Raw genomic sequence first — 24,366 nt, 5'->3', positions numbered from 1 at the left:
AACTGGTTCGATCATGCCGTTTAACTTACCTATAGCATTAACCCTTTTTAGGCTTTTTTTACTGCCCATCTTTGTGGTGCTCTTTTATCTGCCTTACAGTTGGACTCCCTTCGTTGCTGCTTTTGTGTTTTGGCTTGCCGCCATTACCGATGCCTTGGATGGCTATGCCGCCCGTAAACTCAAGCAACTCACGCGTTTTGGGGCTTTTCTCGATCCCGTTGCCGATAAACTGATGGTGATCACCGCGCTGGTGTTATTGGTGGAGCAATATGCCGATATTTGGTTAACGCTGCCGGCGCTGTTTATGATTGGTCGCGAAATTGTGATTTCAGCCCTGCGTGAATGGATGGCTGAATTAGGTAAGCGCGGGACGGTTGCGGTTTCTTGGATCGGCAAATATAAAACGGCAGCGCAGATGGTGGCGATTATTGGCTTGATCTGGCAATACAACCCATTAATGATCACCGCGGCATTTGTGCTGTTATATATCGCTGCCGTGTTAACCTTCTGGTCAATGATGAGCTACATTTTAGCCGCCTGGAAAGATTTAACAGCCGAATAGCGCAATAAAAGATCAAAGAGATTATTTAGTGTGCAAGCAGTAAGTTATCAATAAAACAGCGGTTGACACTGCATGGTAAATAGGTAGAATGCCTCCCCGTAGACGAGAGACGAAGTGAAAACAAAATCTTAACTCTACATGATGCGACATTAGCTCAGTTGGTAGAGCGATACCTTGCCAAGGTATAGGTCATCGGTTCGAACCCGATATGTCGCTCCAATCTAAAAGGATTGGGAAGATGGCGCGATGGCAGAATGGCTATGCTGCGGATTGCAAATCCGTCGATCTCGGTTCGACTCCGGGTCGCGCCTCCATAATATAAGATATTAATGACACGATTCCCGTCGTTAATATAAAGAGTTTGCCCGAGTGGTGGAATCGGTAGACACAAGGGATTTAAAATCCCTCGCTGGTAACAGCGTGCCAGTTCAAGTCTGGCCTCGGGTACCATTATTATAATGGTGGCAGCTCAAAGCGAGCTGAAGTGTTAAACTTCGTTATCTATATATTGAAATATAAGTAGAAGAGCGAAGCAAAGAGTTAACAATATCAATAGCAGTGCTTGCGATATTCAGAGTTTGCCCGAGTGGTGGAATCGGTAGACACAAGGGATTTAAAATCCCTCGCTGGTAACAGCGTGCCAGTTCAAGTCTGGCCTCGGGTACCATTATTCTTAGTGAATAGTAAATAAGCCTCGACATTAGTCGGGGCTTTTTTGCATCTACGGCTCTTATTTTAGGGTTTTGGTTTAAAGTGCCACTTCTATCTTCTTCGCTAGATCCACGGCTTTGCACTTGCCACTGTTGTTACTGGCGCTAGTCCTGTCTTATAACCTACTTATTTCTCCACTTTATTTCTCCACACTGAGCTTGATAGCATCAAACTGAGCTGTTGTAGGCTGCGTTTGAGCGCTAGGGCTTATTGCTAAAGTGATGTCATTAACCTTGTCCCATAAAAAAGCCCCGTGGTTTTCACGAGGCAATTTTACACATCCGCAATACTATTCATTAATCGCATGTTTTAGCGCTGTCGCCGCCTTAAAGCTTGGCTGGTTAAAGCCTGCAATTTCAATCGTCTCGCCAGTTTGTGGGTTTCGACCCGATTTAGGTAAATGATAACGTAATTCGAAGGTGCCAAATTGTGGCAGGAAGATTTTCTCACCTTCGCTTAAGGCGATATGGATCTGTTGTAGGATCTGTTCGACAACAGGTTTAGTGCTGGCCTGGGACTGTTCAAGCGAAGTGGCGATACGTTGGATAAGTTGTGCTTTGTTCATTGAAACCTCTGAATTCAGCGAAAGAGCAGGAAAGGGGAGTTATAACAAGCTCGGGATCAGATTGAAAGCCTAGGTTTACCAAAGCGGCTTAACTGCTGCTTTATTGTTTAGCGATGATAACTTACCTTATCTCCAGACACTGAAATCACTTTGTCATTAATCAATTGATTTAAGTAGCCTTGGATTGCGATTTGATTACCGTTAATCCCCATATGAGAAGCGATATGGTTACGTAAGGAGTCAACTTTTTTCGGGCGTTTCTCTTTTGGCTTCGAAGTTAAACTATGCAGTAATTTTGCGCTGATATTTTCTACTGTTGCAAGCTTAATATGCTTACAGATACGTCCATTTGCTTTTATATGTGCGATAAGTGGAGCAAAACCATTATCGTTTGAAATGATGTCGAAGGTTACGTTTTCACTCGCAGTGCTCTCATAACATCCGAGATAATATGATAGATGAAAGTCTAGATTATTTGACTGGGTTGCTTTCAGTTGAATAACGATGATTTCAAGTGGCTTGTCATACTTTTTTTCACCAAAATCTATCTTGGGTTGCTTTGCTCCAAGGAATATGATTATTTTTTGGTATATAGAAAGGTCGATTTTTTCTAAATTACCGACGTTTTCATAGTCAATAAATGCCCACTTCACTGTGTATTGCTCCTTATGCGGTAATCTTTTCACTTGCTGTGATGACGCCGACTTGAGTTAACAAGGTTTTATATTTAGCTTAGCTCCCAAGGTAAATCACGTCGTCCATTAACTGATTTCAGAACACCCTCATTCCTTAACTTTTGAGCGGCCCAACGGATATCATATTGCCAAGTGTACAGCAGATCTCCAGAGGATTTTAGCTCAGATTCGTATTTCTCCCAGACATACTTCGATACATCACGAGGTGAGCCTCGTCCTCCTGAGGAATTAAGATATTCTACAATCCATTGTTTCATGCTTTCTCTAGTAGCCATTAGTTTCCTTAATGATTGAAATATTCCAATTATATCGATAGCAGCTGAACATAGATCTTGTGTCAGTTTAAAAGCGAAAAATACAGATTGCTCAAAATAACCTAGCATAACTTATAAATTTTGCTAAATGATTTAAGTACAAACTTTATTGAGGCTTTGGGTTTATTTTTAATGAAATGGAAATATAAGGCATACGCAAATTCTGGAGGTTAAATATAAAATGTTTTTAGCTAAGCGCCCTTGCGGGCGCTGTTAGAGGTGGAGCTAAGTGTAGGAATAATGGCTGGACTTATCGCAGCACTTAAGAAAATAACGTTTCTTCCAATGTGCGCCCTTTCAGCAGCATCTTATATTGCCAATGCTGCTGCTTAAATAGGGCGAGTAGGGCGGTTTCAAACTCATAATGGCGATTTGCCGTGTCATCCAATTGGATAACAAATACATGGGCTTGTTTTGAGGTGATATTCACTACACCGGCTATTTGACTGACGGCTTGGATCAGCGCTTCACTGTCGCAGCTTTCCATGGTGAGGGTGAGGTAATCACTGCCGCTATTGGATGAGCGCATTGAAATCGATTGGCCCAGCTCACCTTTATCTAGATACAGCACTTGGTCACATAGCTTCTCGAGTTCGTCCAAGTTGTGTGAGCTGATCACAAAAGTGGTTGTGGGCGAGAGCGTTCTGACGAGTTCACGGATTTTCTTTGCATTGGCAGGATCGAGTCCTGCGGTTGGCTCATCGAGTAATACCAGTTTAGGCGAGCCGATTAAGGCTTGGGCAATCGCCACTCGTTTACTCATCCCATGGCTTAGGCTCGGTGGCTTTTGCTGCGCCACCTCGGCTAAGTCCACTAAATTCAGCACTCGCAGGGCTTCTTGATTTGCCTGCTTGCTATCCATTCCTTGAAGACGCGCAAAGAAGCTTAACTGGCTGATAATAGTTAAATTAGGATCGAGCGTTGCATCCTGTGGCAGGGCGGCAATTTGCCCTAATAATGCTGGACTATTTGGCGCTTCTCCCAGAATACGCACCGTGCCCGCGCTTGGGGTGAGGTAACCACAAAGTAGGCTAAATAGCGTGGTTTTACCTGCACCGTTAGGGCCGACCAAGGCGATGGGTGCTCCCGATTCGAGGGTTAAGTTAACGTTATTGAGCGCTTTTTTACTGCCATAGTGTTTGGACAGACCTTGGCATTGAATGAGGATCATAGTTGACTCCTTTGGATATAAACGCGGCCAAGGAAGAGGGCGAATGCGGTTTGTAATAGGGGGATTGGTGCGTAGGCAAAACTATTGAGTCCATTGGTGTTAACCATGTTCGACAGTTGAGCGCCCGGCAATATCCATTGTAAGCCTTCAAATAAGCTGGATTGATTACCCAAAATCAATAGTGCAATCGAGACGACAGTCCACAAGATGGTGGCGAGCACCATGGCCTGTCTTGCCGTGTTGGCATAGAGGGACAATAAAGTCATGACCGCGGTAAAGGGTAAAATCACGATAACCAAGTTGATGCCGACCAAGGCACCCGACGTTAATGCGGGTAATAACAAGCCGATATCGCGAGTGAGTGCCAGCGCTATGGTGGCGAGGATAGTCAATAAGATCAGTAGACCTTGGATCAAGATTTGCCCCAAAAAGCGGCCGAAGAGTAGACTGTCTTTGCTGGTTCTTAGGGTATAGAAGCGCAATGTGCCGCGGGTTTTGTCTGAGGAGAACTGATCGGCGGCAATCAAAATACTGAACATGGGAAACAGATACAGCGCAAAGCACCAGAAGATAGCCATTTCCGCCACGGGCCAGTCAAATAGCACATTGAGTGCTTGGCTGCCTAAGAGACCGTCGATCAGATCTTTGATATTGGGCTGCATTAATAGGGTCGAAGCGCCTTGGATGGGGTAGAGCAACAGCATGCCCCACACTAATGCAAAGGCGATCAGGGCGATAATCCCGCGAAGGTTAAATAGAAATTTGCGACATTCAAAGCCAGCGATCAAAAGCATGTTGTTGAATGTACTGGGAGCGTTTGGTGTCATTCGCTGTCTCGTCAGTGAGTGAGCGGACAAACTTTCACGTTAGTCATCATTAAGAGCGACCATTCGCGAAAGTTGTCCGCGGTGCGGTTAGGATAAAGAAGCGATAAGCGAGTCTAACTTATCTTTAAGTTCAGCTACTTGCTCTTCAAGCTGCGTGACTCTCGCTTCCAGTTGTTGTCTATCCAGCTCGTTTAGCGGCTGGGCATCTGCATTTGTGGCACTGGTAAATGACGCGGCGCTGACCTGCTCAGCACCTTGGGAGAATAGCTCAGTGTAACGGCATTCACGCTTACCCGGTTCCCGTGGCAGTTGGGCTAGCACGGGTTTATCTCGCTCCATCAATTGCTTAATGCAGGCTTCCACTTCGAGCACATCTTTAAAGTCATGTAGCCTGTTGCTGCGGGTACGCAACTCCCCCGGCGTTTGTGGGCCGCGAAGCAGCAGCAAGCAGACAATAGCTACCGCCGCGCTGGAAAGTTGTAACTCGCTAAATTCGGTGTTGCAGAATCTGTGCTTGTATTTGACGACTCGGCTACCAAAGCCGGATTGCTCGCTGATTAGTCGCTTTTTATTCAATGAATCGAGGGCGTCTTGAACCTGCGCTTCGCTTAAGTCCAATACGGGATCGCGGCTGGTTTTTTGATTACAGGCGAGGGTCAGGGCATTGAGTGAAAGAGGGTATTGCTCTGGGGTGGTGACTTCTTTTTCAAGTAGACAACCGATAACTCTGGCTTCGTGTAACGTGAGTTCCATATAAGCTCCAAAGAAAAAAGCATGGCTTTGTTATAACAGAGCCATGCTTAATATCCTAGCGCTTGTCGGTAAACTGAGGTTTAAGGCAAACTATTTGTACAAATAAAGCACGAACATGGGGGCAAGAGAGTGCTAAGTCCCGTATTCGGTTGACTATTCTGTCCAATCAGTCTGCTTCAGTCAGGCGTAAGCCATCATCATCGATGCTTAACTTGCCCGCTTTAAACAGGCCGCCAATGCTCTTCTTGAAGGCTTTTTTGCTCATGCCGAGTTGCTCGTAAATCACTTCGGCATCGGTTTTATCGGTCAGCGGTAAGAAGCCACCCGCTTGCTTGAGTTTCACTAAGATAATGTGCGCGTGCTTATCGAGCTCTTGCTTACTGCCTTGCTGCAAGACCAAATCGATTTTGCCATCGCGGCGAACTTGTTTGATAAAACCTTTCACTCTTTGGCCAAAACGCAGCTTTTGGAACACTTCATTTTGGTAAATCACGCCCCAATGTGCATGGTTAATAATGGCTTTGTAGCCTAAATCTGTGGTTCCACCGATATATAAGTCAACCTGTTGACCTACTTCGTACTGGGCTGGAGTTTTATCGAGGAACTTATCAATTTTTGATGAGGCGACAATACGTTCATCCGCGCGGTTAACATGCACGTAAACGAGGTAAGAGCGGCCTTCTTCGATGGGTTTATGCTGCTCGCCAAAGGGTAGCAGCAGATCTTTATCTAATCCCCAGTCTAAAAATGCCCCGTAAGGACCCGTTGCCACGGCTTTCAGATAGGCAAACTCACCGACTTGCGCAAGTGGTCTGCGCGTAGTGGCAATGACGATATCTTCAGAGTCCAGATATAAAAAGACCTCTAGCCAGTCACCGACTTGGCAATCTTTTGGGGTGGCTTTGTTGGGCAGTAACACTTGGCCAAATTCGTGGGCATTTAAATACACACCGAAGCTGACTTGTTTTACCACCTCAAGTTTGCAGGTTTTTCCTATCTGTACCATGTAGCTCTCTATCTATAGATGTCATTCGGCGGTGATTATAACCGCTTTATCCGTAAACGGCAGCTTCCAGTTCGGCTTTTAGGTTTGCACTTTAGGATTAATGGCTTAGTGAGCGTTAAAAATCATGCCGACGCTGCGATTGTTAGCCATTTATTCTGCAAGACTATTAAAAAATATTGAACGTATTAAAAGTAGGATTATTCACTAAGTTATTAATTTATGGAAATTAACCCTACATGGGGATGCCATCCCTGTTAATGGGGTGTTTGTTATATTTTAATGAAAAATATTAAATGAGATTCTTGCTTGCATTCTGTGACATTGCGCGGTTTAATTGCGCCGTTTAACGACTTCGCTCGTTACAGACATGACAAATATTACGTGAGTTGTAATGGTTTTATGGTTCACAGGTCATTAACCGTGTAACGTACAATTTATAATGGTTACATGGGGTTAAGAGGAATTGTTTAGCTAATGCACAAGCATCCATTTTTTGCTCTTTGCCTAAAAGCATCACAATGTCAGCGCTCAATCGTTGTGCCCTATGACGATACCAGCCTTAAACATCTCACGTTAATCCGTATCAATTCTGGCCGCGAAGAAGCCAACAGTCCCCTGTTACAATAATCTTGCCTGTTATTAGGTGCGCTCGGTCTTGCCTAGCCGCTTAATATGTAATGTTGTTCCTTTAGTGTTACCTGTTGTTGTAAACATGCTCGAAACCCTTTTTAATGAATTTGGGGTCTTCGGCTGTGATGCAACGCCTAACGTTAGGGTTTTGAGTGTTTTTTAACCTCAAAGCGCGCTAAGGTTAATGCCATTGGTGAGAAACTTTGGCGATAAAAGGTGATATGAACGAAATCTCCTACCATCGCCAGTGTAATAAGAACCTGGGGTTTCCCCCGGCTGCGTTAAGGAAAAACGCATCAATGTCACCTCTGCTGGGTTGATTTTGCTGCATTAAACAGGGTGAATTCATCCTAATTGTATGTCAGGTAAGTATATGTTTTACCTGGGTTTGTCGAACGGGCGGTCGCGCAAGAATGCAGTGGCCGTTTAACCCATTTTTTTATAGACGGGCTAAATAAAAATGAATGATTGGTCTATTGATGCTGCTCGTGCTGGGTACAACGTTACCCACTGGAGCCAAGGGTTTTATGGGATCAGCGACCAAGGTGAGGTGACAGTGTCGCCGGATCCTAAGAATCCTGATCACAAGATTGGCTTAAATGAGCTAGCAAAAGACATGGTTAAAGCAGGGGTCGCTTTACCTGTATTAGTTCGTTTCCCGCAAATTCTGCACCACAGAGTGAACAGTTTGTGCCAAGCATTCGACCAAGCGATACAAAAATATGAGTATCAGGCGGACTATTTGCTGGTTTACCCCATTAAAGTAAACCAACAAAAAACTGTGGTAGAAGAGATCCTTGCGAGCCAAGCATCAAAAGAAGTTCCACAATTAGGCCTAGAAGCCGGCAGTAAGCCAGAATTAATGGCCGTACTGGCCATGGCGCAGAAAGCCAGTTCAGTGATCGTATGTAACGGTTACAAAGATAACGAGTACATTCGTTTAGCCTTAATTGGTGAAAAGTTAGGCCATAAGGTCTACATCGTTTTAGAAAAACTGTCTGAGCTGAAGATGGTGTTGGCCGAGTCTAAGCGCTTAGGAGTGAAACCTCGCTTAGGTCTACGTGCTCGCCTTGCCTTCCAAGGTAAAGGCAAGTGGCAGGCCAGCGGCGGCGAAAAGTCTAAGTTCGGTTTATCTGCGGCGCAGATTTTAACTGTGGTAGATCAGTTAAAAGAAAACGACATGTTGGATTCGCTGCAGTTATTGCACTTCCATTTAGGTTCGCAAATCGCCAACATCCGCGATATTCGTCAAGGTGTGAGCGAAGCGGCGCGTTTCTACTGTGAATTACGTGAGTTAGGCGCCAGCATTAACTGCTTCGACGTCGGCGGTGGTTTAGCGGTGGATTACGACGGCACCCGTAGCCAAAGTAACAACTCAATGAACTATGGTTTAAGCGAATACGCGAACAACATTGTGAACGTGCTTACCGATATCTGTAATGAATACGAACAACCAATGCCACGTATTATTTCAGAATCTGGCCGTCACTTAACGGCGCACCATGCCGTGTTGATCACCGATGTGATTGGTACTGAAGCCTATCAGGTAGAAGAAATCCAGCCGCCAGCGGAGGAGTCGCCACAACTGCTGCACAACATGTGGCAATCTTGGACCGAGATCAGCGGCCGCGCCGATCAACGTGCACTGATTGAGATTTACCACGATAGCCAAAGTGACCTGCAAGAAGCGCAATCGCTATTTGCTTTAGGTCAATTAAGCTTGGCGGAACGTGCCTGGGCTGAGCAAGCTAACCTGCGTGTATGTCACGAAGTTCAAGGTTTGTTAAGCACTAAAAACCGTTACCACAGACCTATTATCGATGAGTTAAACGAAAAGTTAGCCGATAAGTTCTTCGTTAACTTCTCCTTATTCCAATCGTTACCGGATGCTTGGGGTATCGATCAGGTGTTCCCTGTGCTGCCATTGTCTGGTTTAGACAAAGCGCCAGAGCGCCGCGCCGTGATGCTGGACATCACCTGTGACTCTGACGGTATTGTTGACCAATACGTAGATGGCCAAGGGATTGAAACCACGCTGCCCGTTCCGGCTTGGAGCGCTGAAAGTCCTTATCTGATGGGCTTCTTTATGGTTGGTGCTTATCAAGAGATTTTAGGTGATATGCACAACCTGTTTGGTGATACCAACTCTGCGGTGGTGAGCATCGAAGAGAACGGTATGACCAACATTGAGTCGGTCCTTGCCGGTGATACGGTTGCTGACGTACTGCGCTATGTTAACTTAGATGCCGTTGACTTTATGCGTACTTACGAAGAGTTAGTGAATCAGCACATTGCCGAAGACGAACGCGCTCAAATTTTAGAAGAATTACAAGTGGGCCTAAAAGGCTACACTTATTTAGAAGATTTTTCTTAATATTGAGTGTGTTAAAAAAGTCAGCCTAGGGACACTTAGGCTGACTTTTGTTTTTTATAGCCCGTATTTTTTGCTCGCGAGTTGCATAGCTGTCACCTTGTAAAAGCAAGCACGGTGGTTTTATTGCGGCGTCAGTCGTGTAAAAATAGCCGCGCGAAATTGATGGGTCACTAGTCTTAAAATGCGTGCGTTCACTTAAGTCAGCGTTGCCAGCGAACCATTAATGACTGTTATATCAATAGATGCCCAAATACAGGGATAAGATGAGGCGAACGGTTTGATGTTTTTTGAAGGCGCGGAAAAAAAGCTTGAGATCAGACTCACTCCCAAGATGGCGTCATTGCGCCAACGTGAGTACGGCTTTTGGTCAACTTTAGTGGCCTGCGCCAATGCGGAAATCCTGTCCACAATCAGTAATCATGCCTGCGATGCCTATCTGCTGAGTGAATCCAGTCTGTTCGTTTGGGATGATAAGATTCTGCTGCTCACCTGCGGAAATAGCACGCTGGTTGATGCCGCCTGCCATTTTATCAACGCCTTAGGCGTGGAACACATCGCCGCGCTCTGTTATCAGCGCAAGAATGAATACCAAGCTGAGCTACAAAGCACGAGCTTTGCGGACGATATCGCTAAGTTGCGAACTATGATTCCCGGGAAAGCCTTTCGAGTGGGCCACTTAGATTCACATCATCACTATTTGTTTTGTAGTGACAATCAGTTTTGTCCTGGCGATCTGTTTTGTACAGATAGCCAAGTTATGCCCTCAACCGAGACTTGCCTTGAACTGATGATGTACCACATCCGTGGCGAGCTTGCCGATTATCTCAAGCTGCCAACACAAACCGAGCAGGGGATTTATCAGCGGCTTGGATTTCAGCAACTCTTTCCCGATTTTCAGTTTGATATGCATTGTTTTCAGCCTGCTGGTTTTTCGTTGAATGCGATACGCGGGACTGACTATGTTACCTTGCATATCACCCCATCGATGGGGCAAGGGGAGCATTCCTATGTGAGCTTCGAGACTAATCTCGATATAGCGACTTACCCCCATCCCGTTGTGGCGCGATTAATCAATGGATTCTCCCCAACGAGTTGGGATTTGATTGGTTTTAATCAGCCTATCGTTACCGAAGGATTCCCTGCTCATCTGTGTCTAGGCCAAGCCGTGGTCACCACAGCATCAGGTGGGGAGATTATTTTTAGTCATTATCAACAACTCGAAACCCAAGTGTTACAGCCCGAGTTTATGTAGTGGCAGACTCTGGTGAGCTCGCCATTGCTGCTTGAGTCCATCTTTTTACCACGCTTAAGCGCTGGATTATCAATAAAAAGCTAAGGTTAACGGCCTTGGCTTTTTTATTGACGGCGTAATAACAGAGCAGCGAATTGCGAGTAAGGCATGGTAAACTTGCATTATCAGCGGATTGCACCGATGGCAATCATTGTGCGCTTGTAAAAGGAAACCCTATGACAGATCTCAGTGATATTCGCCGCGAATACACCAAAGGCGGTCTAAGACGCGCCGATTTACCCCAAAATCCCATGCAGCTATTCGAGTTATGGATGACGCAAGCTCGCGATGCCGAGCTGAGCGATCCCACGGCGATGTGTGTTGCCACTGTCGATGAGCATGGTCAGCCCTATCAGCGAATTGTGCTATTAAAACGCTTCGATGACTCGGGATTTGTGTTCTTCACTAACCTAGGTAGCCGAAAAGCGCAGCAGATCGCAGCCAATAATAAGGTGAGTCTGCATTTCCCTTGGCATCCGATTGAACGCCAAGTATCGATTCTCGGTGAGGCGCAGCCACTCTCTACCGCCGAAGTGCTGAAATACTTTATGACCCGTCCTAAGGATAGCCAGATAGCCGCTTGGGTGTCACAGCAGTCGAGTAAGCTGAGCGCGCGACAAGTGCTCGAAGGTAAGTTCTTTGAAATGAAAGCCAAATTTGCCAAGGGCGATGTGCCCTTACCGAGTTTTTGGGGCGGCTACTTAGTCAAACCCTCGAGCATCGAGTTTTGGCAGGGCGGGGAGCACAGACTGCACGATCGTTTTCTCTATACTCGCCAAGCGGATGAATGGGTCATTGACCGTTTAGCACCTTAATGGTCTTTAGGAGCGTAAGCGTGGGACAGTATAAGATTTGGGTCGATGCCGATGCCTGCCCAAACCCGATTAAAGAGATTTTATTTCGCGCGGCTGAGCGTAAGTCGCTGCCGCTAGTGCTGGTGGCGAACCAAATGCTGCGGGTGCCACCATCGCCTTATATCAGCCAAGTGCGTGTTGGTTCAGGTTTTGATGTGGCAGATCAATACATTGTCGACCATGTTGAGGCTACGCATTTAGTGATCACCGCCGATATCCCGTTGGCGGCGCAAGTGATTGAAAAGGGCGCGCTGGCGCTTAATCCCCGCGGCGAACTCTACACTACGGACAATATTCGCCAAAAACTGACGATGCGCGATTTTATGGAAGATTTACGTTCATCGGGCGTGCATACCGGTGGCCCTGATGCCTTATCGGCTGCGGATAAACAGGCTTTTGCCAATAGTTTAGATAAGTGGCTGGTGCGAGTTTAACGATAGTTAACTAGTCGCTAAACAAGAAAAAGAGTATCTTTAGCGAGACTTAGGTGATCTTTATCACAGATTTTCTAAGGATACGGCGGGGACTTCTGTGTCACAGGGGGACCGCCTTGCCTTAACTCTCACTGATTGAGGATGGATACGATGAAAAAATGGATAGGAATTGCAGCATTATCGACGCTGGTTAGTTTTAGCTGTGCGGCCCAGTGGCAAGTAATGGAGCAGGACTCTCGAGTCAGCTTCGTGTCGGTAAAAAAGGGTGATATCGCTGAGGTTCATCACTTTAAGCAACTCAATGGTGTCCTTAAGGATAATGGTCAATTTGAATTAACCATTCCCCTGATGAGTGTGGCGACTGGTATCGATGTGCGCGATGAGCGTATGCAAAACCTGTTGTTTGAAGTGTCCTTGTATCCCGAGTTGAAGTTAAGCTCGCAGGTGGATACCAAGATGTTGAAAGATCTAGCCGTCGGTGAGACTAAAGTTGCCGACATCGATGGAAAAATTTCCCTCCATGGAAAGCAACAAACGAAAACTTTTTCGGTAATTTTAACCAAAGTATCTGATAATAAACTGATGGTTAGCAGTTTTCAGCCGATAATAGTCAATGCTAACGAGTTCGATTTGGTCTCGGGTGTGGATAAATTGCGTGATATTGCAGGTTTATCTAGTATTAGCCAAGCCGTTCCTGTGTCGTTTGTACTAACCTTAACAAAGTAACAGCGATAAGATTGGTTTAGATCAATACGTCAGCTCTCCTGTTCGCGATATGGTTAGCGAGTGGCTGACGTGTAAATCTTTATATCGACCACTTTAGATGTGGGTTTTGTTTTTTCAGTGTCGCCTTTGGCGATAGATTTTGGTGTGTGAAGGGTAAAAAATGGTCACAGATAAAGACGGTTACATGCATTTGATCCAGTATTTGACTGAGCATCTTGGCTTGTTCGAAACGCCCGATACCCAAAATGTGTCCGACGATACTGTGATGGAGTTGTTCGAAGAGCAATTATCCGCACAGATTATTATGGTCTGCGGTCAAAATCCTTCCCTCTCTTTTGCCGAACGAAACACCATTATCCGTGAGGTCGATGCGATTGTGTACGATCTTGAGGAAATCTTAGCCTCAGTGGCGAATCATAGAGCCACGCCAGAGCAAACGCTGTTTATCACCGAGTTTTCTGGCCTTATCAAGAATTTATTCGATCAAGAAATCGCGAAAATTCAAGTCCATGTGTAATACCTTCGCTTAAGCTTAACCTTAGGATTAACCTCATCTTTTGGGTTAGTCCTATCCGTTTGTTTGTTAGCTAGTTAGTTACTTTGTCTGTTATCCCTCATCATTTCTTCACTTTTAATGTGTTACTTCGGCCTGTGGGTTGTTTGGGCACCAGTCGATGCTTTTCGTGCAGGCTCTGAAGGTGTGAAGTCAATGGGGCTTGTCTTATCGCGCAATGCTTACGCAAGTCTTGCGAACCTTACAATCTCATCTCGTAATTACCTGCCATCGCATCAGTTTCCCGCAAGTTTGAGTAAAATAATTCCCACTTTTCAAGCATCTTCATTTACAGGGTATATCTTTACTCTATAGCCGTATTTTCTCGTGCGATATCAAGGGAGATGCATAATGCTAACCATACGTCCAAGCTATGCCGAAGATATGCTGACCATTGTGGTGTCGGGTCAAGTCACCTATGGGGATATCGAAGCCTTACTGCTTCCCGCGATTGAGGCCAAGTTGCAGGATCATGCGAGTCTTCGTTTATGGTACGAGTTCAGCCCCGACTTTATTGGCATTACCGTGGGTGCACTCTGGGATGATGCTTTACTCAGTGTGTTTCATTTTAGTGATTTTTCGCGGGTGGTGATGATTGCTGACATGCAAAGCCTAGGAGCTATGGTCAATACACTGGCTTTTATGTTGCCCTGCCCGGTAAAGGTTTTTAGTGAACATGAGCGCGGGCTGGCGAAAGCTTGGTTAGACGAAGCGAAAGTGGCAGAGGTGTAACGGCTGTAACCATTGTGTGTTAACTTGTGACTACTCCTTGTTTTTTCATTGACTTAAATGCTGTATTTGCCCTCAGCTTAGTGTTTTTCGGCTCTTTTCCTTCGCTTTTGTGCTATCACTAGCCCCCTACATCGACCTAGGTGATGGGCTCAATGCTGTATGCTCGTCATCGTTCAGATAAGGAGTGAGGATGTTACAACATCAGAGTGTCGGTCGCTGCACCACATTATTGCTAGGCGCCATTATCGCAAGTTTGAGCCTTGCAGGTTGCGGTAAAGTCAGTGAAGAGGTGCAAACGCCTGCGCAGAGCGCTGTATCTACTGACACTAAGGCGATTATTGGTCAATCAGAGAAGATGCGCCTATTGGCCGCACAACTGGATTTTCAGGCAAGAATTGATACGGGGGCGGCGAACACCTCATTACATGCCATCGATCTGCAAGTTGAAGGCGGTGCATCCGACAAGATGCAGGATAACATTGGTAAGACACTGCATTTTACCACCGAAAACGAGGCGGGCGAGCAGCGGCGCTTAGCGGCGAAAATCCTAAAGACCACCACAGTGAATAACGCTCAAGGCAGTGAAGTCCGCTATTTGGTCGAGTTAGACATTGGTTTTGAGGGCCAACACCGTCTGGTTGCCGTTAACCTACGTGACCGAAGCCATATGGATTACAAGTTACTGATCGGGCGTAATTGGTTAGCGGGCCGTTATGTTGTCGATGTGGCCGAGAAACGTCTTATTGGCCCGACAGCGTTAATCAAAGTGAAAGAGGCCGGGCTGACCTTTAAAACGCGCATCGATACGGGGGCGGTTGAAAACTCCCTGCATGCGATTGATCTCAAGATTGACGATGAAGATCCTATCAATATGGATAACAACATCGGCAAGTGGCTTAATTTCACTACCGAAAATGAGCGTGGAGAGGAAAAGCGGTTAAGGGCACGGATTGTCGATACTTCGCTTATCCGTAACGCGCAGGGGAGTGAAGTGCGTTATATGGTCGAATTGACCTTAGGCGAACCGGGACATGAGTATCCCGTCAAAGTGAACCTTAAGGACCGCAGTCAAATGTCCAATAAACTTTTAATTGGCCGTAATTGGTTACAGGGCCATTATCTGGTGGATGTGACCCTCGATAAGTCTAGCGACTAGTTTGTTTCAATGGGCTTGCACTTAGCCGTGGCTATACCGCAGCTAATGGCCAGTGGCACTCAATCAGAGTGCCACGATTGAGCTCACTCTCTACCTTAAGCTCGCCATGTAACTCTTCTTTTATCCATAGATTAATGCAAGTCAGTGTGCCAATACATTGGTTTTGTTGCATTTCTTGTTTTAGTTGCTCAAGGTGCGCGACTGATATCCCTACACCATTGTCCTTAAGCTGCATCTGAAACTCGCCGTCTTTCTTTTCAAGCGTTAATGCTAAGGTTCTGTTTTGAATATGCTCTTTAAAGGCATGATGCAAGGTGTTGTTGATAAGCCGATAGAAAAACTGCAAATATTGCCAAGCATTGCCATCGACTACTAATTGCTCGTCGCATTCTAGCTTGACTTTAACCTGAGTTTTCAGCAGTTGTGGCTGTAATAAGCTCAATAATTGATTGATAAACTGAGCTAAATGCAGCGGGCGTATCTCACTATGCTGATCGGTAAACAGCTGCGATATGTGCCTGAGTCTGGCCGCTTGTTGGCTCATCAATTGCACCACTTGGGCTTGATGGCTGTCATCATCCTTGTGGCGCACTTGGCAGATTTGTGCGAGGAGTTTGTCCTGCTCTTGCATCATTTGGCTCATGACGTCGGCTAGGAAATTCTGCATCAGTTTCTGACTTTGTTGTTTGCTCAAGTTGAGTTGGATTTGCTGATTGATCTCAGCTTGAATCGCCGCGAGCTGTTCCCTGAGCTGGCTATTTTCTTGCTGCGAGAGTTGGGTCTTGCGCTGCTCATCTTTTAGCTGGGCTAATTGCGATTGCAGCAGCTTTTCTTGTTCTTTTTCTTGGCGTTTTTTCAAGTCCACATTAAAGCCAATGGCACCGACACCCATGGAGTTATCCTCATCGTCGCGAATATCAAATTTACTCATTTGATAAATAACCTCACCGCGGAGGGAGGGAATGGCTTCTTCGAAATGCAGGGCATCGTGGCTATGGGTGACCCTTTGGTCGTTCTGTTGATACTGTTGGGCGAGTGAGTTTTGGAACAGATCAAAGTCGGTGGCGCCGATGATCTTGCGCCGCTCAATCCCTAAGACTTCGCAGTATTTGTTGTTCACTAAGGTATATCTGCCGTTTAAGTCTTTGATGTAAATGATGGTGGATGAGAAATCGAGTAAGGATCTTAATTGTTCCTTACGTTGATTTAACTCCTGCTGAAAATGCTGTTGAGTCAGTAATTGCTGCTCAAGGGCGAGATTACTGGCATCTAGACTGGCCATGGCGACTTCAAGCTGTTGGGTGCGGGATAAAAAGCTTTTCGCCAGTAGGCCGACCTCATCGTGCCGCTCCTTGGCTTTTAATTCGATAGAGGCCGAATCATTGCGTTTGAGTGCCTGCACCATCTCCATAATGGGGGCGATAATTAATCTATGCTGCAATAAAAACAGCAGGATAAGGCCGAGCATCTGAATTAATACTAGGGAGAGGCCGACTTTTTCGATCAGTTTTTTGGCCGTGTCCTGTAATGGGGCGATGGGCGTGACGACCAGAATTTTCCAGTAGGTGTGGGGCATTAAAAACACAGACACCAGTGAGGGCCCCTTGAGGATAGGGTCCATAGTCAATGAGACCGAGGCGATTCGTCTAGGTGTTAAGAACTGGTTTTTGGCATTGTCATTGACGATGGCGGAGAGCATCTGCCGTTCCCCATCGTTGCTTAGACGGGTGAGGTTATCCATTTGCTCTTGGGTAAATACGCGCTCAGCCACGGCTTGTTCGATAAAACTGCGGTCGGCTAAGTGCAGTGCCGAGGCGATGGGGCTAAAGGCCGTCTCGGTTTTTGCCAACTCATCGAAGTCTTGTAGGGCATGGGTGGTACTGTGGGAAGATTGTGGCAGATTGTCACTATTTGGGGAGGCCAAGATTTGGTTTTGATGGTCTAGGGCTATCACGTAGCCACTGACATCGAGCATGGTATTGCGTAGGAGCTGATTGAGTTTTTCAAGGCTGATGTCGGTCGTGGCGGCTCCAATAAACTGATGATCCATCCACATGGCACCCGATGCGGTCACCATAGGCTCATGGGTGGTAGGGTCGACATAGGATTTAGACCAAAATATTTTTCCTACGGGAAAATAGCGGGTCGGCCGATACCATTCTTCGGTGTGGTAGCTTGGAAAACTATCATCGTTATAGCTATTGATGGCGACTAATTCGCCGTGAATATTGTGCGACCAAAATAAGCTGTCGCGAAACTTTTGCCGGTCAAATGCCCCTGGCTCGGGCCAAATCCCGCCACCTGAAATAATCGCCTTTTGATTTTCAATCGAGAGTAATACCGGAATGCTCTTACTGAGCTGCTCGGGTTCGTAACGATATAGCATGGCGATTTGACTGATGGCATTGACCTGATTTTCCACTTGAGAGGTCATTTCCTGCAATTTAGCAATGATGATTTGGCCATGGTTTTGATTGAGTAGGGTTTGTTGCTCGCTGATCTGTTGGGTCTGAATGTTGAGAATGACCCACGCCGTGCTGAAGATCAGTATGCTGGCGATCAGCAGTTGGATCAGGCTGAGTTTAAACGGCAGGCTCTTTTGCCAGTGGGTTAACGGTGCTTGAGGCTCAATGAGAGGCCGTTTATCCATGTTCTACGCGTTCCAAATGCCGTTATCATGGAGCCAGTTTAGCGTTTTTTGGTCTATTTGCCATTGGCTTAAATCAAAGTTCACTGAGTGTTTTCGGTGAGAAAGATTGACAGCTATAGCTAAAAATAAGGCAGACCTTAGTCTGCCTTAGCAAGATTATTTGTAGAGCGAAGGTTTATTCGAGCCGCTCAGGATGGGCACAATAAACAGTAACAGTGCGACCAGATAACCACTAAAGGCTACCACCATCCACTCGGCCATGGTGACGCCCATAAACTGCCATGGCACATCGGTACACATTCCCGTTGGCAACATCACGGATGGGAACCATTCATGGAGTGGCATCCAAGCTGGAAATTCGGGTAAAAATGAGCAAGTCGAGAAGGGCGAAGGGTTATTTTGCATATCGACTAAGGCTAACGCCAGTTTTAGTCCCCAGGTTGCGCTGACGGCCCAGCCAAGGGCGCCTAAAATGCGAACGATGCGGTACTTAGGCGCTGTCATACCTATCAGTCCTGCCGCCAAAATGCCAAATACGGCGAGACGCTGGTAGATACACATGACGCAGGGATCTAACTTCATCACGTATTGGAAATACAAGGCGGCCGCTTCGAGGGCAATCGCAGAGCCGGTGAGAATGAACCAAGATGCGCGGGAATGGGCAAAGCGAGTGAGTGCTGTCAAAAATGAACTCCATATCAATAAAAAACGCCCTCGAAAGTAGGGCGTTTTTTTGACTGTACTGAACTCATAAAGTTCAGTCAACTCCGATATTTATGTTAGTGACCTGTCGCAGGCGCTAACGCTTCTTTAACACTGTGGTGCAGTATCGCATGGGAGTCGTAGAAGTACTGGGTCATCTGCTCTAAGAAGCCCGATTCGATGGCCATCACACCCACAATCGATAACACGATAGTGTAAGGCAATGCCATCCACACCATTCTGCCGTAGGATAAACGGATCAGCGGGGCAAGGGCAGAGGTCAATAAGAACAGGAACGCGGCTTGACCGTTTGGTGTCGCCACCGAAGGTAAGTTAGTACCAGTGTTAATCGCAACCGCTAACAGGTCGAATTGATCGCGGGTAATTTGACCGTTAATCAATGCGGCTTTGACTTCGTTAATGTAAACCGTGCCCACAAACACGTTATCACTGACCATAGAGAGCAACCCGTTAGCGATATAGAAGATCACTAATTGGGTGTTACCTTCATGGTTCAGTGCCCATTGGATCACTGGGCCAAACAGCTGTTGGTCGATGATTACTGCCACAACTGCAAAGAACACTGCTAACAACGCCGTAAAGGGCAGGGCTTCTTCGAAGGCTTTACCTAGCGCATGCTCATCGGTAATACCATTAAAGGCTGTGGTTAAGATGATCACAGACAGACCAATCAAGCCTACAGACGCTAAGTGCAGCGCCAGACCCGCAATCAACCAAACACCGACAAAGGCTTGGATAACCAGCTTCATTTTGTCTTTATTGGTACGACGGGCATCTTCATAGGCGGCGTAATCACACAGGATTTTATGCACCGCATCCGGCAGTTGGGCGCCATAACCAAACCAACGGAACTTTTCGACCACAAAGCAGGTGAGGATACCCGCGAACAATACGGGTACAGTCACAGGTGACATGCGGATCGCAAACTCACCAAATTGCCAGTTTGCTTGGGCTGCAATGATTAAGTTTTGTGGCTCACCCACCATAGTACACACACCACCTAATGCGGTACCAACACCGGCGTGCATCAATAGGTTACGTAGGAAACCACGGAAAGACTCGAGCTCGTCTTCATTGAGCTGGTTTTCACCCTCATCATTTTTGCCTTCGGAGGTATGGTCATGATCGGCCGAGAAATCTTTACCTGAAGCAACTTTGTGATAGATAGAGTAAAAACCGACTGCCACGGTAATAATCACGGCGATAACGGTTAAAGCATCTAAGAAGGCGGATAAGAAGGCAGAAGCCAAACAGAATAGTAAAGACACTAAGATTTTCGAGCGTACTTTAGTGATCATCTTAGTGAACACGAACAGCAGCAGCTGTTTCATGAAGTAAATGCCGGCCACCATAAACACCAGCAGTAACAATACTTCAAGGTTCGCTTCAATTTCGTGCAGTACTTGGCTGGCAGAGGTCATCCCGATGGCGACAGCTTCAATCGCTAATAAACCACCGGGTTGTAATGGGTAGCATTTCAGCGCCATTGCCAAGGTAAAAATAAATTCAAGCACTAATACCCAACCAGCCACAAAGGGGCTGACATAGAAAAAGAGTATTGGATTGATTATTAAAAACGACAGTATTGCGATCTTGTACCACTTAGGAGAATTCCCTAAGAAGTTCCCAATAAACGCCTGACTCATTGTCATCGGCATGGCATCCTCTCTTCTAATTATCTTTTAAAATTGCACAGGTTATTGTTTCTGGCATTTGTTTTAGAAAATCAGTCTAGCCTAAAGAGAATGCTAATGTAACGAGATACTGAAACCCAGATTTCAAAAAGCGGAGCTAATCGGCAAAATTGGCACAATTGCTGTTGATTAATGTCTTTTTTTTGAACATTTCTGTGACAATTGTACGGTGATTTTAAGGTGAGCCTCAGTCAATGGTTTCCATTTTTTACCGCTCTGGTATGATCAGTGACCATTATAAAGCACAACAACTGGAAAAGTGGGCTGATGATTATCAATGCCAAAGGACCTGCAAGTTTTGCAGAGAAGTATATTGTAAGATCGATTTGGGAAAATAAGTTTCCCCCAGGGTCCATTTTACCGGCTGAACGTGAGCTTTCTGAATTAATTGGCGTAACACGCACCACCCTGCGTGAAGTGCTGCAACGCTTAGCCCGTGATGGTTGGTTGAAAATTCAACATGGTAAACCGACTCGGGTGAACAATTTTTGGGAAACCTCGGGCCTTAACATTCTTGAGACCATAGCGGATCTCAACCCGGAAGGCTTCCCTGTGCTGGTGGACCAATTGCTGTCGGCTCGCACCAATGTGAGTGCGATTTATTTTCGCGGTGCGCTGCGTAACAGCCCAGATACAGCGGTGGAAGTCCTCGGACAAATTCACCAATTAGAAGACACGGCCGAATCCTTCGCCGAGTATGACTACCTGTTGCACCACACCTTAGCCTTCTCTTCAGGCAATCCGCTGTACGTGTTGATCTTAAATGGCTTTAAAGGTCTGTATAGCCGAGTCGGTCGTTACTATTTCAGTAGCCCAGAGGCGCGCCAGTTAGCGTTGAACTTCTATAAAGAACTCGAAATATTAGCCAAAGCTAAAAACTATATCGATGTGCCCGCATTAATGCGTACCTACGGTATTAACAGCGGCAAAATGTGGTTGCAATTGCGTGACGATATGCCAACCTCGATTGCCCAGCAGGACGGCAATTCATAAGTTTCGATTCCGAAGCTTACATGTGGCAAGTTAGCTGTTTTAAGTCGGATTAAATAAAAAGCCGTTTCATTGAGAAACGGCTTTTTGCTTTTTCATCAAACTGATATTTAGTCGGCCTTGGGTTGCTCTGGGCAGGAGGCTAACAAGGTCACGCTGGTATCGGCATTTAACTGCTCAAGGCTGACGGTAAAGCCCCAGAGTCGATGCAGATGCTTTAACACTTCCTTATAGGTGCTGGCGAGCGGGATATCATTACTGGGGACATACCTTAAAGTTAAGGAGCGGTCGCCGTTTATCTCAACGTTATGTACTTGAATATTAGGCTCAATATTCGACAAATTGTACTGCTGCGAGAGTAGATTGCGAATGTCTTGATAACCCTGCTCATCGTGAATGGCCGATACGGACAGATAATTGCGTTTCTCATCATCGTGGATGCCAAACAGTTTGAACTGACGGATCACCCTCGGCGACAGATATTGGCTAATAAAACTTTCATCCTTAAAGTTTTGCATCGCAAAATGTAAGGTATCGAGCCAATTACTGCCCGCAATGTCCGGAAACCAGGCTTTGTCTTCCTCGGTCGGATTCTCACACATGCGCCGAATATCGGTAAACATCGCAAACCCGAGGGCATAGGGATTAATACCGCTGTAGTAACGGCTGTTATATTCGGGTTGGGCGACAACGCCAGTATGGCTCTGCAAGAACTCCATCATAAAGCGGTCGGTGACCACGCCATCATCATATAGATGATTCAAAATGGTGTAATGCCAGAAGGTTGCCCAGCCTTCATTCATCACTTGTGTTTGTTTTTGAGGATAAAAGTACTGCGCCATCTTACGCACGATTCGGATAATCTCCCGCTGCCATGATTCCAGCAATGGCGCATTTTTTTCAATAAAATACAGAATATTTTCCTGCGGCTCGGCGGGAAAACGGCGCTTAGTGGTCGAGGGTTGCTGCTGTTGATGGGTGGGAATGGTGCGCCACAAATCGTTCACTTGGCTTTGCAGGTAGGCCTCGCGGTCTTTTTGCCTTGCTTGTTCTTCCCTAAAGGAGATTTCCGATGGGCGTTTGTAGCGGTCGACACCGTAATTCATCAGAGCGTGGCAAGAATCGATGATGCTTTCAACTTGCTCGACACCGTATTTTTGCTCGCAATCACTGATGTAGTTTTTGGCAAACACCAAGTAGTCGATAATCGAGCTTGCATCCGTCCATGTCTTAAATAAGTAATTGTTTTTAAAGAAACTATTATGGCCAAAACAGGCATGGGCCATCACCAATGCCTGCATGGTGATGGTGTTTTCTTCCATTAAATAAGCGATACAAGGGTTGGAGTTAATCACAATTTCGTAGGCGAGCCCCATTTGCCCACGCTTGTAGCCCTGTTCGGTTTCGATAAAACGTTTGCCGAAGGACCAATGGGTATAGCCAATGGGCATGCCAATGCCAGCATAGGCATCCATCATCTGTTCGGCGGTGATGATTTCGATTTGATTGGGGTAGGCGTTCAGTTTGTAAATGGCCGCCACCCGCTCAATCTCTTTTAGATAACTTTGTAACAGCTCAAAGCTCCAGTCGGGACCGTCGCTCAAGGCTGTACGTGTTTTTGCTTCTTTTATCCCCATAGAGCCCCCTTAAACCGCCTGCTTTTTAAATAATTCTCTAAATACAGGGTAGATATCTTCGGCTTGACGAATATGTTGCACCGCTATGTTGTCGTAGTGTTGTTGTAGGGATTCGTATTCGCGCCACAGGGTTTGGTGCGCACGATTGGTGATTTCGATATAGCTAAAATAGCGCACTAGCGGCAGGATTTTTTGCTCCAATAATTGTCGACAGGTGGGAGAGTCATCGGCCCAGTTATCACCGTCAGAGGCTTGTGCAGCATAGATATTCCACTCATCGGCAGGGTAGCGAGCCTGCTGAATTTCGTGCATTAATTTCAATGCACTTGAGACAATCGTGCCGCCGGTTTCTTGGGAGTAGAAGAACTCATGTTCGTCCACTTCCTTCGCTTGGGTATGGTGGCGGATATAGACCACCTCGAGGTTTTTGTAGGTACGGGTGAGAAACAAGTACAGCAAGATATAGAAACGTTTCGCCATATCTTTTGTTGCTTGGTCCATCGAGCCTGAGACGTCCATTAAGCAGAACATGACCGCTTGGCTTGAGGGCACCTCGCGCCTTGCAAAGTTGTTGAAACGTAAGTCAAAGGTATCGATAAAGGGAACTTTAGCAATCTTCTGCTTGAGCGCCTCGATTTGGGCTTTCAAATCCAAAATCAGCTCGGCTTTAGTGCCTGGAATATTTTCAAGCTCTGCCAGTTCCAGCTCTAACTCTTTGAGCAATTTCTTTTTACTTGCCGACATGGCAATGCGGCGCGCCAAGGAGGAACGCAGTGAGCGCACAATATTGATATTGGCTGGTACACCATCATTGGTGAAACCCGCACGGTAGATTTGATACTCGACGAGCTTGTTTAAGCGATTCTTCTGCAGATTCGGCAATTCTAAATCCTCAAAGAGCAGCTCTAGGTATTCATCCTTTGAGATTTCAAACACAAAGTCGTCATTCCCTTCGCCCGAATCCGAGGCATCGCCTTTGCCCGCACCGCCGCCAGCGCCACCTTGGGGTCTGTCGATTTTATCGCCGCGGGTGAATTGATCATTGCCTGGGTGGACTCTGTCTCTTACGCCTCCTTTGCCTTGATGGAACATAGGTTCACTGATATCCCGTGTGGGAATACTGATTTTTTCGCCTTTATCTACATCCGTTACACTGCGACGCGTGACGGCATCGCTGACGGCTTTTTTGATTTGTTGCTTATATCGGTTGATAAAGCGTTGGCGGTTGACTGTACTTTTTCCTTTCGCATTCAACCGTCTATCGATAAAGTTCGCCATACGCACCTCCCAAACCCCAGCGAAGGCTTTGGCAACACCA

At 46.3% G+C, this 24,366-nt stretch carries 23 protein-coding genes and 4 tRNA genes; 15 read left to right on the top strand and 12 right to left on the bottom strand.

What is annotated here, in order from left to right:
- Positions 1 to 13: 13 nt before the first annotated feature.
- The 5 genes from pgsA (at position 14) to L2713_RS12405 (ending at position 1,229) form a co-directional block, all read left to right on the top strand.
- Positions 14 to 562, top strand: a complete 549-nt coding sequence (pgsA, locus tag L2713_RS12425) for a CDP-diacylglycerol--glycerol-3-phosphate 3-phosphatidyltransferase (RefSeq protein ID WP_011625896.1) — start codon at positions 14 to 16, stop codon at positions 560 to 562.
- A 143-nt stretch (positions 563 to 705) separates the two neighbouring features.
- Positions 706 to 781 (top strand) — tRNA-Gly (locus tag L2713_RS12420).
- A gap of 21 nt (positions 782 to 802) precedes the next feature.
- A tRNA-Cys gene (locus L2713_RS12415) sits at positions 803 to 876 on the top strand.
- 49 nt (positions 877 to 925) lie between these two features.
- Positions 926 to 1,012: transfer RNA gene (locus L2713_RS12410), tRNA-Leu, on the top strand.
- Between the two features lie 130 nt (positions 1,013 to 1,142).
- Positions 1,143 to 1,229: transfer RNA gene (locus L2713_RS12405), tRNA-Leu, on the top strand.
- 333 nt (positions 1,230 to 1,562) lie between these two features.
- On the opposite strand, the gene L2713_RS12400 is transcribed toward L2713_RS12405, so the two are convergent.
- The 7 genes from L2713_RS12400 to L2713_RS12370 all read right to left on the bottom strand — a co-directional run bounded on the left by L2713_RS12400 (position 1,563) and on the right by L2713_RS12370 (position 6,604).
- Positions 1,563 to 1,838 (bottom strand): HU family DNA-binding protein, encoded by a 276-nt coding sequence (locus L2713_RS12400; RefSeq protein ID WP_248968105.1) that lies wholly within the window; start codon positions 1,836 to 1,838, stop codon positions 1,563 to 1,565.
- A gap of 107 nt (positions 1,839 to 1,945) precedes the next feature.
- On the bottom strand, positions 1,946 to 2,491 hold the full coding sequence (locus L2713_RS12395; protein ID WP_248968104.1) for a PIN domain-containing protein: 546 nt from the start codon (positions 2,489 to 2,491) through the stop codon (positions 1,946 to 1,948).
- 74 nt (positions 2,492 to 2,565) lie between these two features.
- Positions 2,566 to 2,808, bottom strand: coding sequence for a hypothetical protein (locus L2713_RS12390; protein WP_086904878.1), 243 nt, complete (start codon positions 2,806 to 2,808; stop codon positions 2,566 to 2,568).
- A gap of 301 nt (positions 2,809 to 3,109) precedes the next feature.
- Entirely contained in the window at positions 3,110 to 4,018 is a 909-nt protein-coding gene (locus tag L2713_RS12385) for an ABC transporter ATP-binding protein (RefSeq protein ID WP_248968103.1), read from the bottom strand.
- Positions 4,015 to 4,845: an ABC transporter permease subunit gene (locus tag L2713_RS12380; RefSeq protein ID WP_248968102.1), complete on the bottom strand. Its 831-nt coding sequence runs from the start codon at positions 4,843 to 4,845 to the stop codon at positions 4,015 to 4,017. Before L2713_RS12380 ends, L2713_RS12385 begins: the two co-directional genes overlap by 4 nt.
- A gap of 87 nt (positions 4,846 to 4,932) precedes the next feature.
- A complete protein-coding gene (locus tag L2713_RS12375) occupies positions 4,933 to 5,598 on the bottom strand; it encodes a YceH family protein (protein ID WP_248968101.1) in 666 nt (221 codons plus the stop codon).
- Positions 5,599 to 5,764: 166 nt separating this feature from the next.
- A complete protein-coding gene (locus L2713_RS12370; protein ID WP_086904872.1) occupies positions 5,765 to 6,604 on the bottom strand; it encodes a CvfB family protein in 840 nt (279 codons plus the stop codon).
- Between the two features lie 474 nt (positions 6,605 to 7,078).
- Here L2713_RS12370 and L2713_RS12365 point away from each other — a divergent pair, with 474 nt between their 5' ends.
- The 9 genes from L2713_RS12365 to L2713_RS12325 all read left to right on the top strand — a co-directional run bounded on the left by L2713_RS12365 (position 7,079) and on the right by L2713_RS12325 (position 15,354).
- Complete coding sequence (locus L2713_RS12365) at positions 7,079 to 7,231, top strand: hypothetical protein (protein ID WP_011071981.1); 153 nt, start codon at positions 7,079 to 7,081, stop codon at positions 7,229 to 7,231.
- A 463-nt stretch (positions 7,232 to 7,694) separates the two neighbouring features.
- A complete protein-coding gene (gene speA, locus L2713_RS12360; protein WP_109287594.1) occupies positions 7,695 to 9,608 on the top strand; it encodes a biosynthetic arginine decarboxylase in 1,914 nt (637 codons plus the stop codon).
- 280 nt (positions 9,609 to 9,888) lie between these two features.
- On the top strand, positions 9,889 to 10,860 hold the full coding sequence (locus tag L2713_RS12355) for an S-adenosylmethionine decarboxylase proenzyme (RefSeq protein WP_248968132.1): 972 nt from the start codon (positions 9,889 to 9,891) through the stop codon (positions 10,858 to 10,860).
- Positions 10,861 to 11,075: 215 nt separating this feature from the next.
- Positions 11,076 to 11,714, top strand: a complete 639-nt coding sequence (pdxH, locus tag L2713_RS12350) for a pyridoxamine 5'-phosphate oxidase (RefSeq protein ID WP_011622340.1) — start codon at positions 11,076 to 11,078, stop codon at positions 11,712 to 11,714.
- Positions 11,715 to 11,734: 20 nt separating this feature from the next.
- Positions 11,735 to 12,187: a YaiI/YqxD family protein gene (locus L2713_RS12345; protein ID WP_011622341.1), complete on the top strand. Its 453-nt coding sequence runs from the start codon at positions 11,735 to 11,737 to the stop codon at positions 12,185 to 12,187.
- 150 nt (positions 12,188 to 12,337) lie between these two features.
- The gene (locus L2713_RS12340; RefSeq protein ID WP_086904685.1) at positions 12,338 to 12,913 is read left to right on the top strand and encodes a YceI family protein; all 576 of its coding nucleotides are present in this window, start codon (positions 12,338 to 12,340) and stop codon (positions 12,911 to 12,913) included.
- Between the two features lie 160 nt (positions 12,914 to 13,073).
- On the top strand, positions 13,074 to 13,430 hold the full coding sequence (locus L2713_RS12335) for a DUF3802 family protein (protein WP_011716665.1): 357 nt from the start codon (positions 13,074 to 13,076) through the stop codon (positions 13,428 to 13,430).
- 387 nt (positions 13,431 to 13,817) lie between these two features.
- On the top strand, positions 13,818 to 14,198 hold the full coding sequence (locus tag L2713_RS12330; RefSeq protein WP_248968100.1) for a SpoIIAA family protein: 381 nt from the start codon (positions 13,818 to 13,820) through the stop codon (positions 14,196 to 14,198).
- A gap of 190 nt (positions 14,199 to 14,388) precedes the next feature.
- On the top strand, positions 14,389 to 15,354 hold the full coding sequence (locus L2713_RS12325) for a putative ATP-dependent zinc protease (RefSeq protein WP_248968099.1): 966 nt from the start codon (positions 14,389 to 14,391) through the stop codon (positions 15,352 to 15,354).
- Positions 15,355 to 15,385: 31 nt separating this feature from the next.
- On the opposite strand, the gene L2713_RS12320 is transcribed toward L2713_RS12325, so the two are convergent.
- The 3 genes from L2713_RS12320 to nhaB all read right to left on the bottom strand — a co-directional run bounded on the left by L2713_RS12320 (position 15,386) and on the right by nhaB (position 20,385).
- Positions 15,386 to 18,004, bottom strand: a complete 2,619-nt coding sequence (locus tag L2713_RS12320; RefSeq protein ID WP_248968098.1) for a PDC sensor domain-containing protein — start codon at positions 18,002 to 18,004, stop codon at positions 15,386 to 15,388.
- Positions 18,005 to 18,160: 156 nt separating this feature from the next.
- A complete protein-coding gene (gene dsbB, locus L2713_RS12315) occupies positions 18,161 to 18,688 on the bottom strand; it encodes a disulfide bond formation protein DsbB (protein ID WP_086904690.1) in 528 nt (175 codons plus the stop codon).
- A 95-nt stretch (positions 18,689 to 18,783) separates the two neighbouring features.
- Positions 18,784 to 20,385 carry a sodium/proton antiporter NhaB gene (gene nhaB / locus L2713_RS12310; protein ID WP_248968097.1) on the bottom strand — a complete coding sequence of 534 codons (1,602 nt, stop codon included), beginning with the start codon at positions 20,383 to 20,385 and terminating at the stop codon, positions 18,784 to 18,786.
- Positions 20,386 to 20,688: 303 nt separating this feature from the next.
- On the opposite strand from nhaB, the gene fadR reads away from it, so the two are divergent.
- Entirely contained in the window at positions 20,689 to 21,414 is a 726-nt protein-coding gene (fadR, locus tag L2713_RS12305; RefSeq protein ID WP_109287603.1) for a fatty acid metabolism transcriptional regulator FadR, read from the top strand.
- Between the two features lie 107 nt (positions 21,415 to 21,521).
- Here the strand turns inward: fadR and L2713_RS12300 are convergent, their stop codons facing one another.
- Both L2713_RS12300 and L2713_RS12295 read right to left on the bottom strand, forming a co-directional pair.
- Positions 21,522 to 23,048 (bottom strand): SpoVR family protein, encoded by a 1,527-nt coding sequence (locus tag L2713_RS12300; protein WP_248968096.1) that lies wholly within the window; start codon positions 23,046 to 23,048, stop codon positions 21,522 to 21,524.
- A gap of 9 nt (positions 23,049 to 23,057) precedes the next feature.
- The gene (locus L2713_RS12295; RefSeq protein ID WP_086904483.1) at positions 23,058 to 24,326 is read right to left on the bottom strand and encodes a YeaH/YhbH family protein; all 1,269 of its coding nucleotides are present in this window, start codon (positions 24,324 to 24,326) and stop codon (positions 23,058 to 23,060) included.
- Between the last annotated feature and the right edge of the window lie 40 nt (positions 24,327 to 24,366).

The sequence above is a fragment of the Shewanella seohaensis genome (assembly GCF_023283775.1).
Classification (GTDB): domain Bacteria; phylum Pseudomonadota; class Gammaproteobacteria; order Enterobacterales; family Shewanellaceae; genus Shewanella; species Shewanella seohaensis.
The sequence above is the reverse complement of the archived record's forward strand: the minus strand, read 5'-3'. Positions and strand labels throughout refer to the sequence as shown.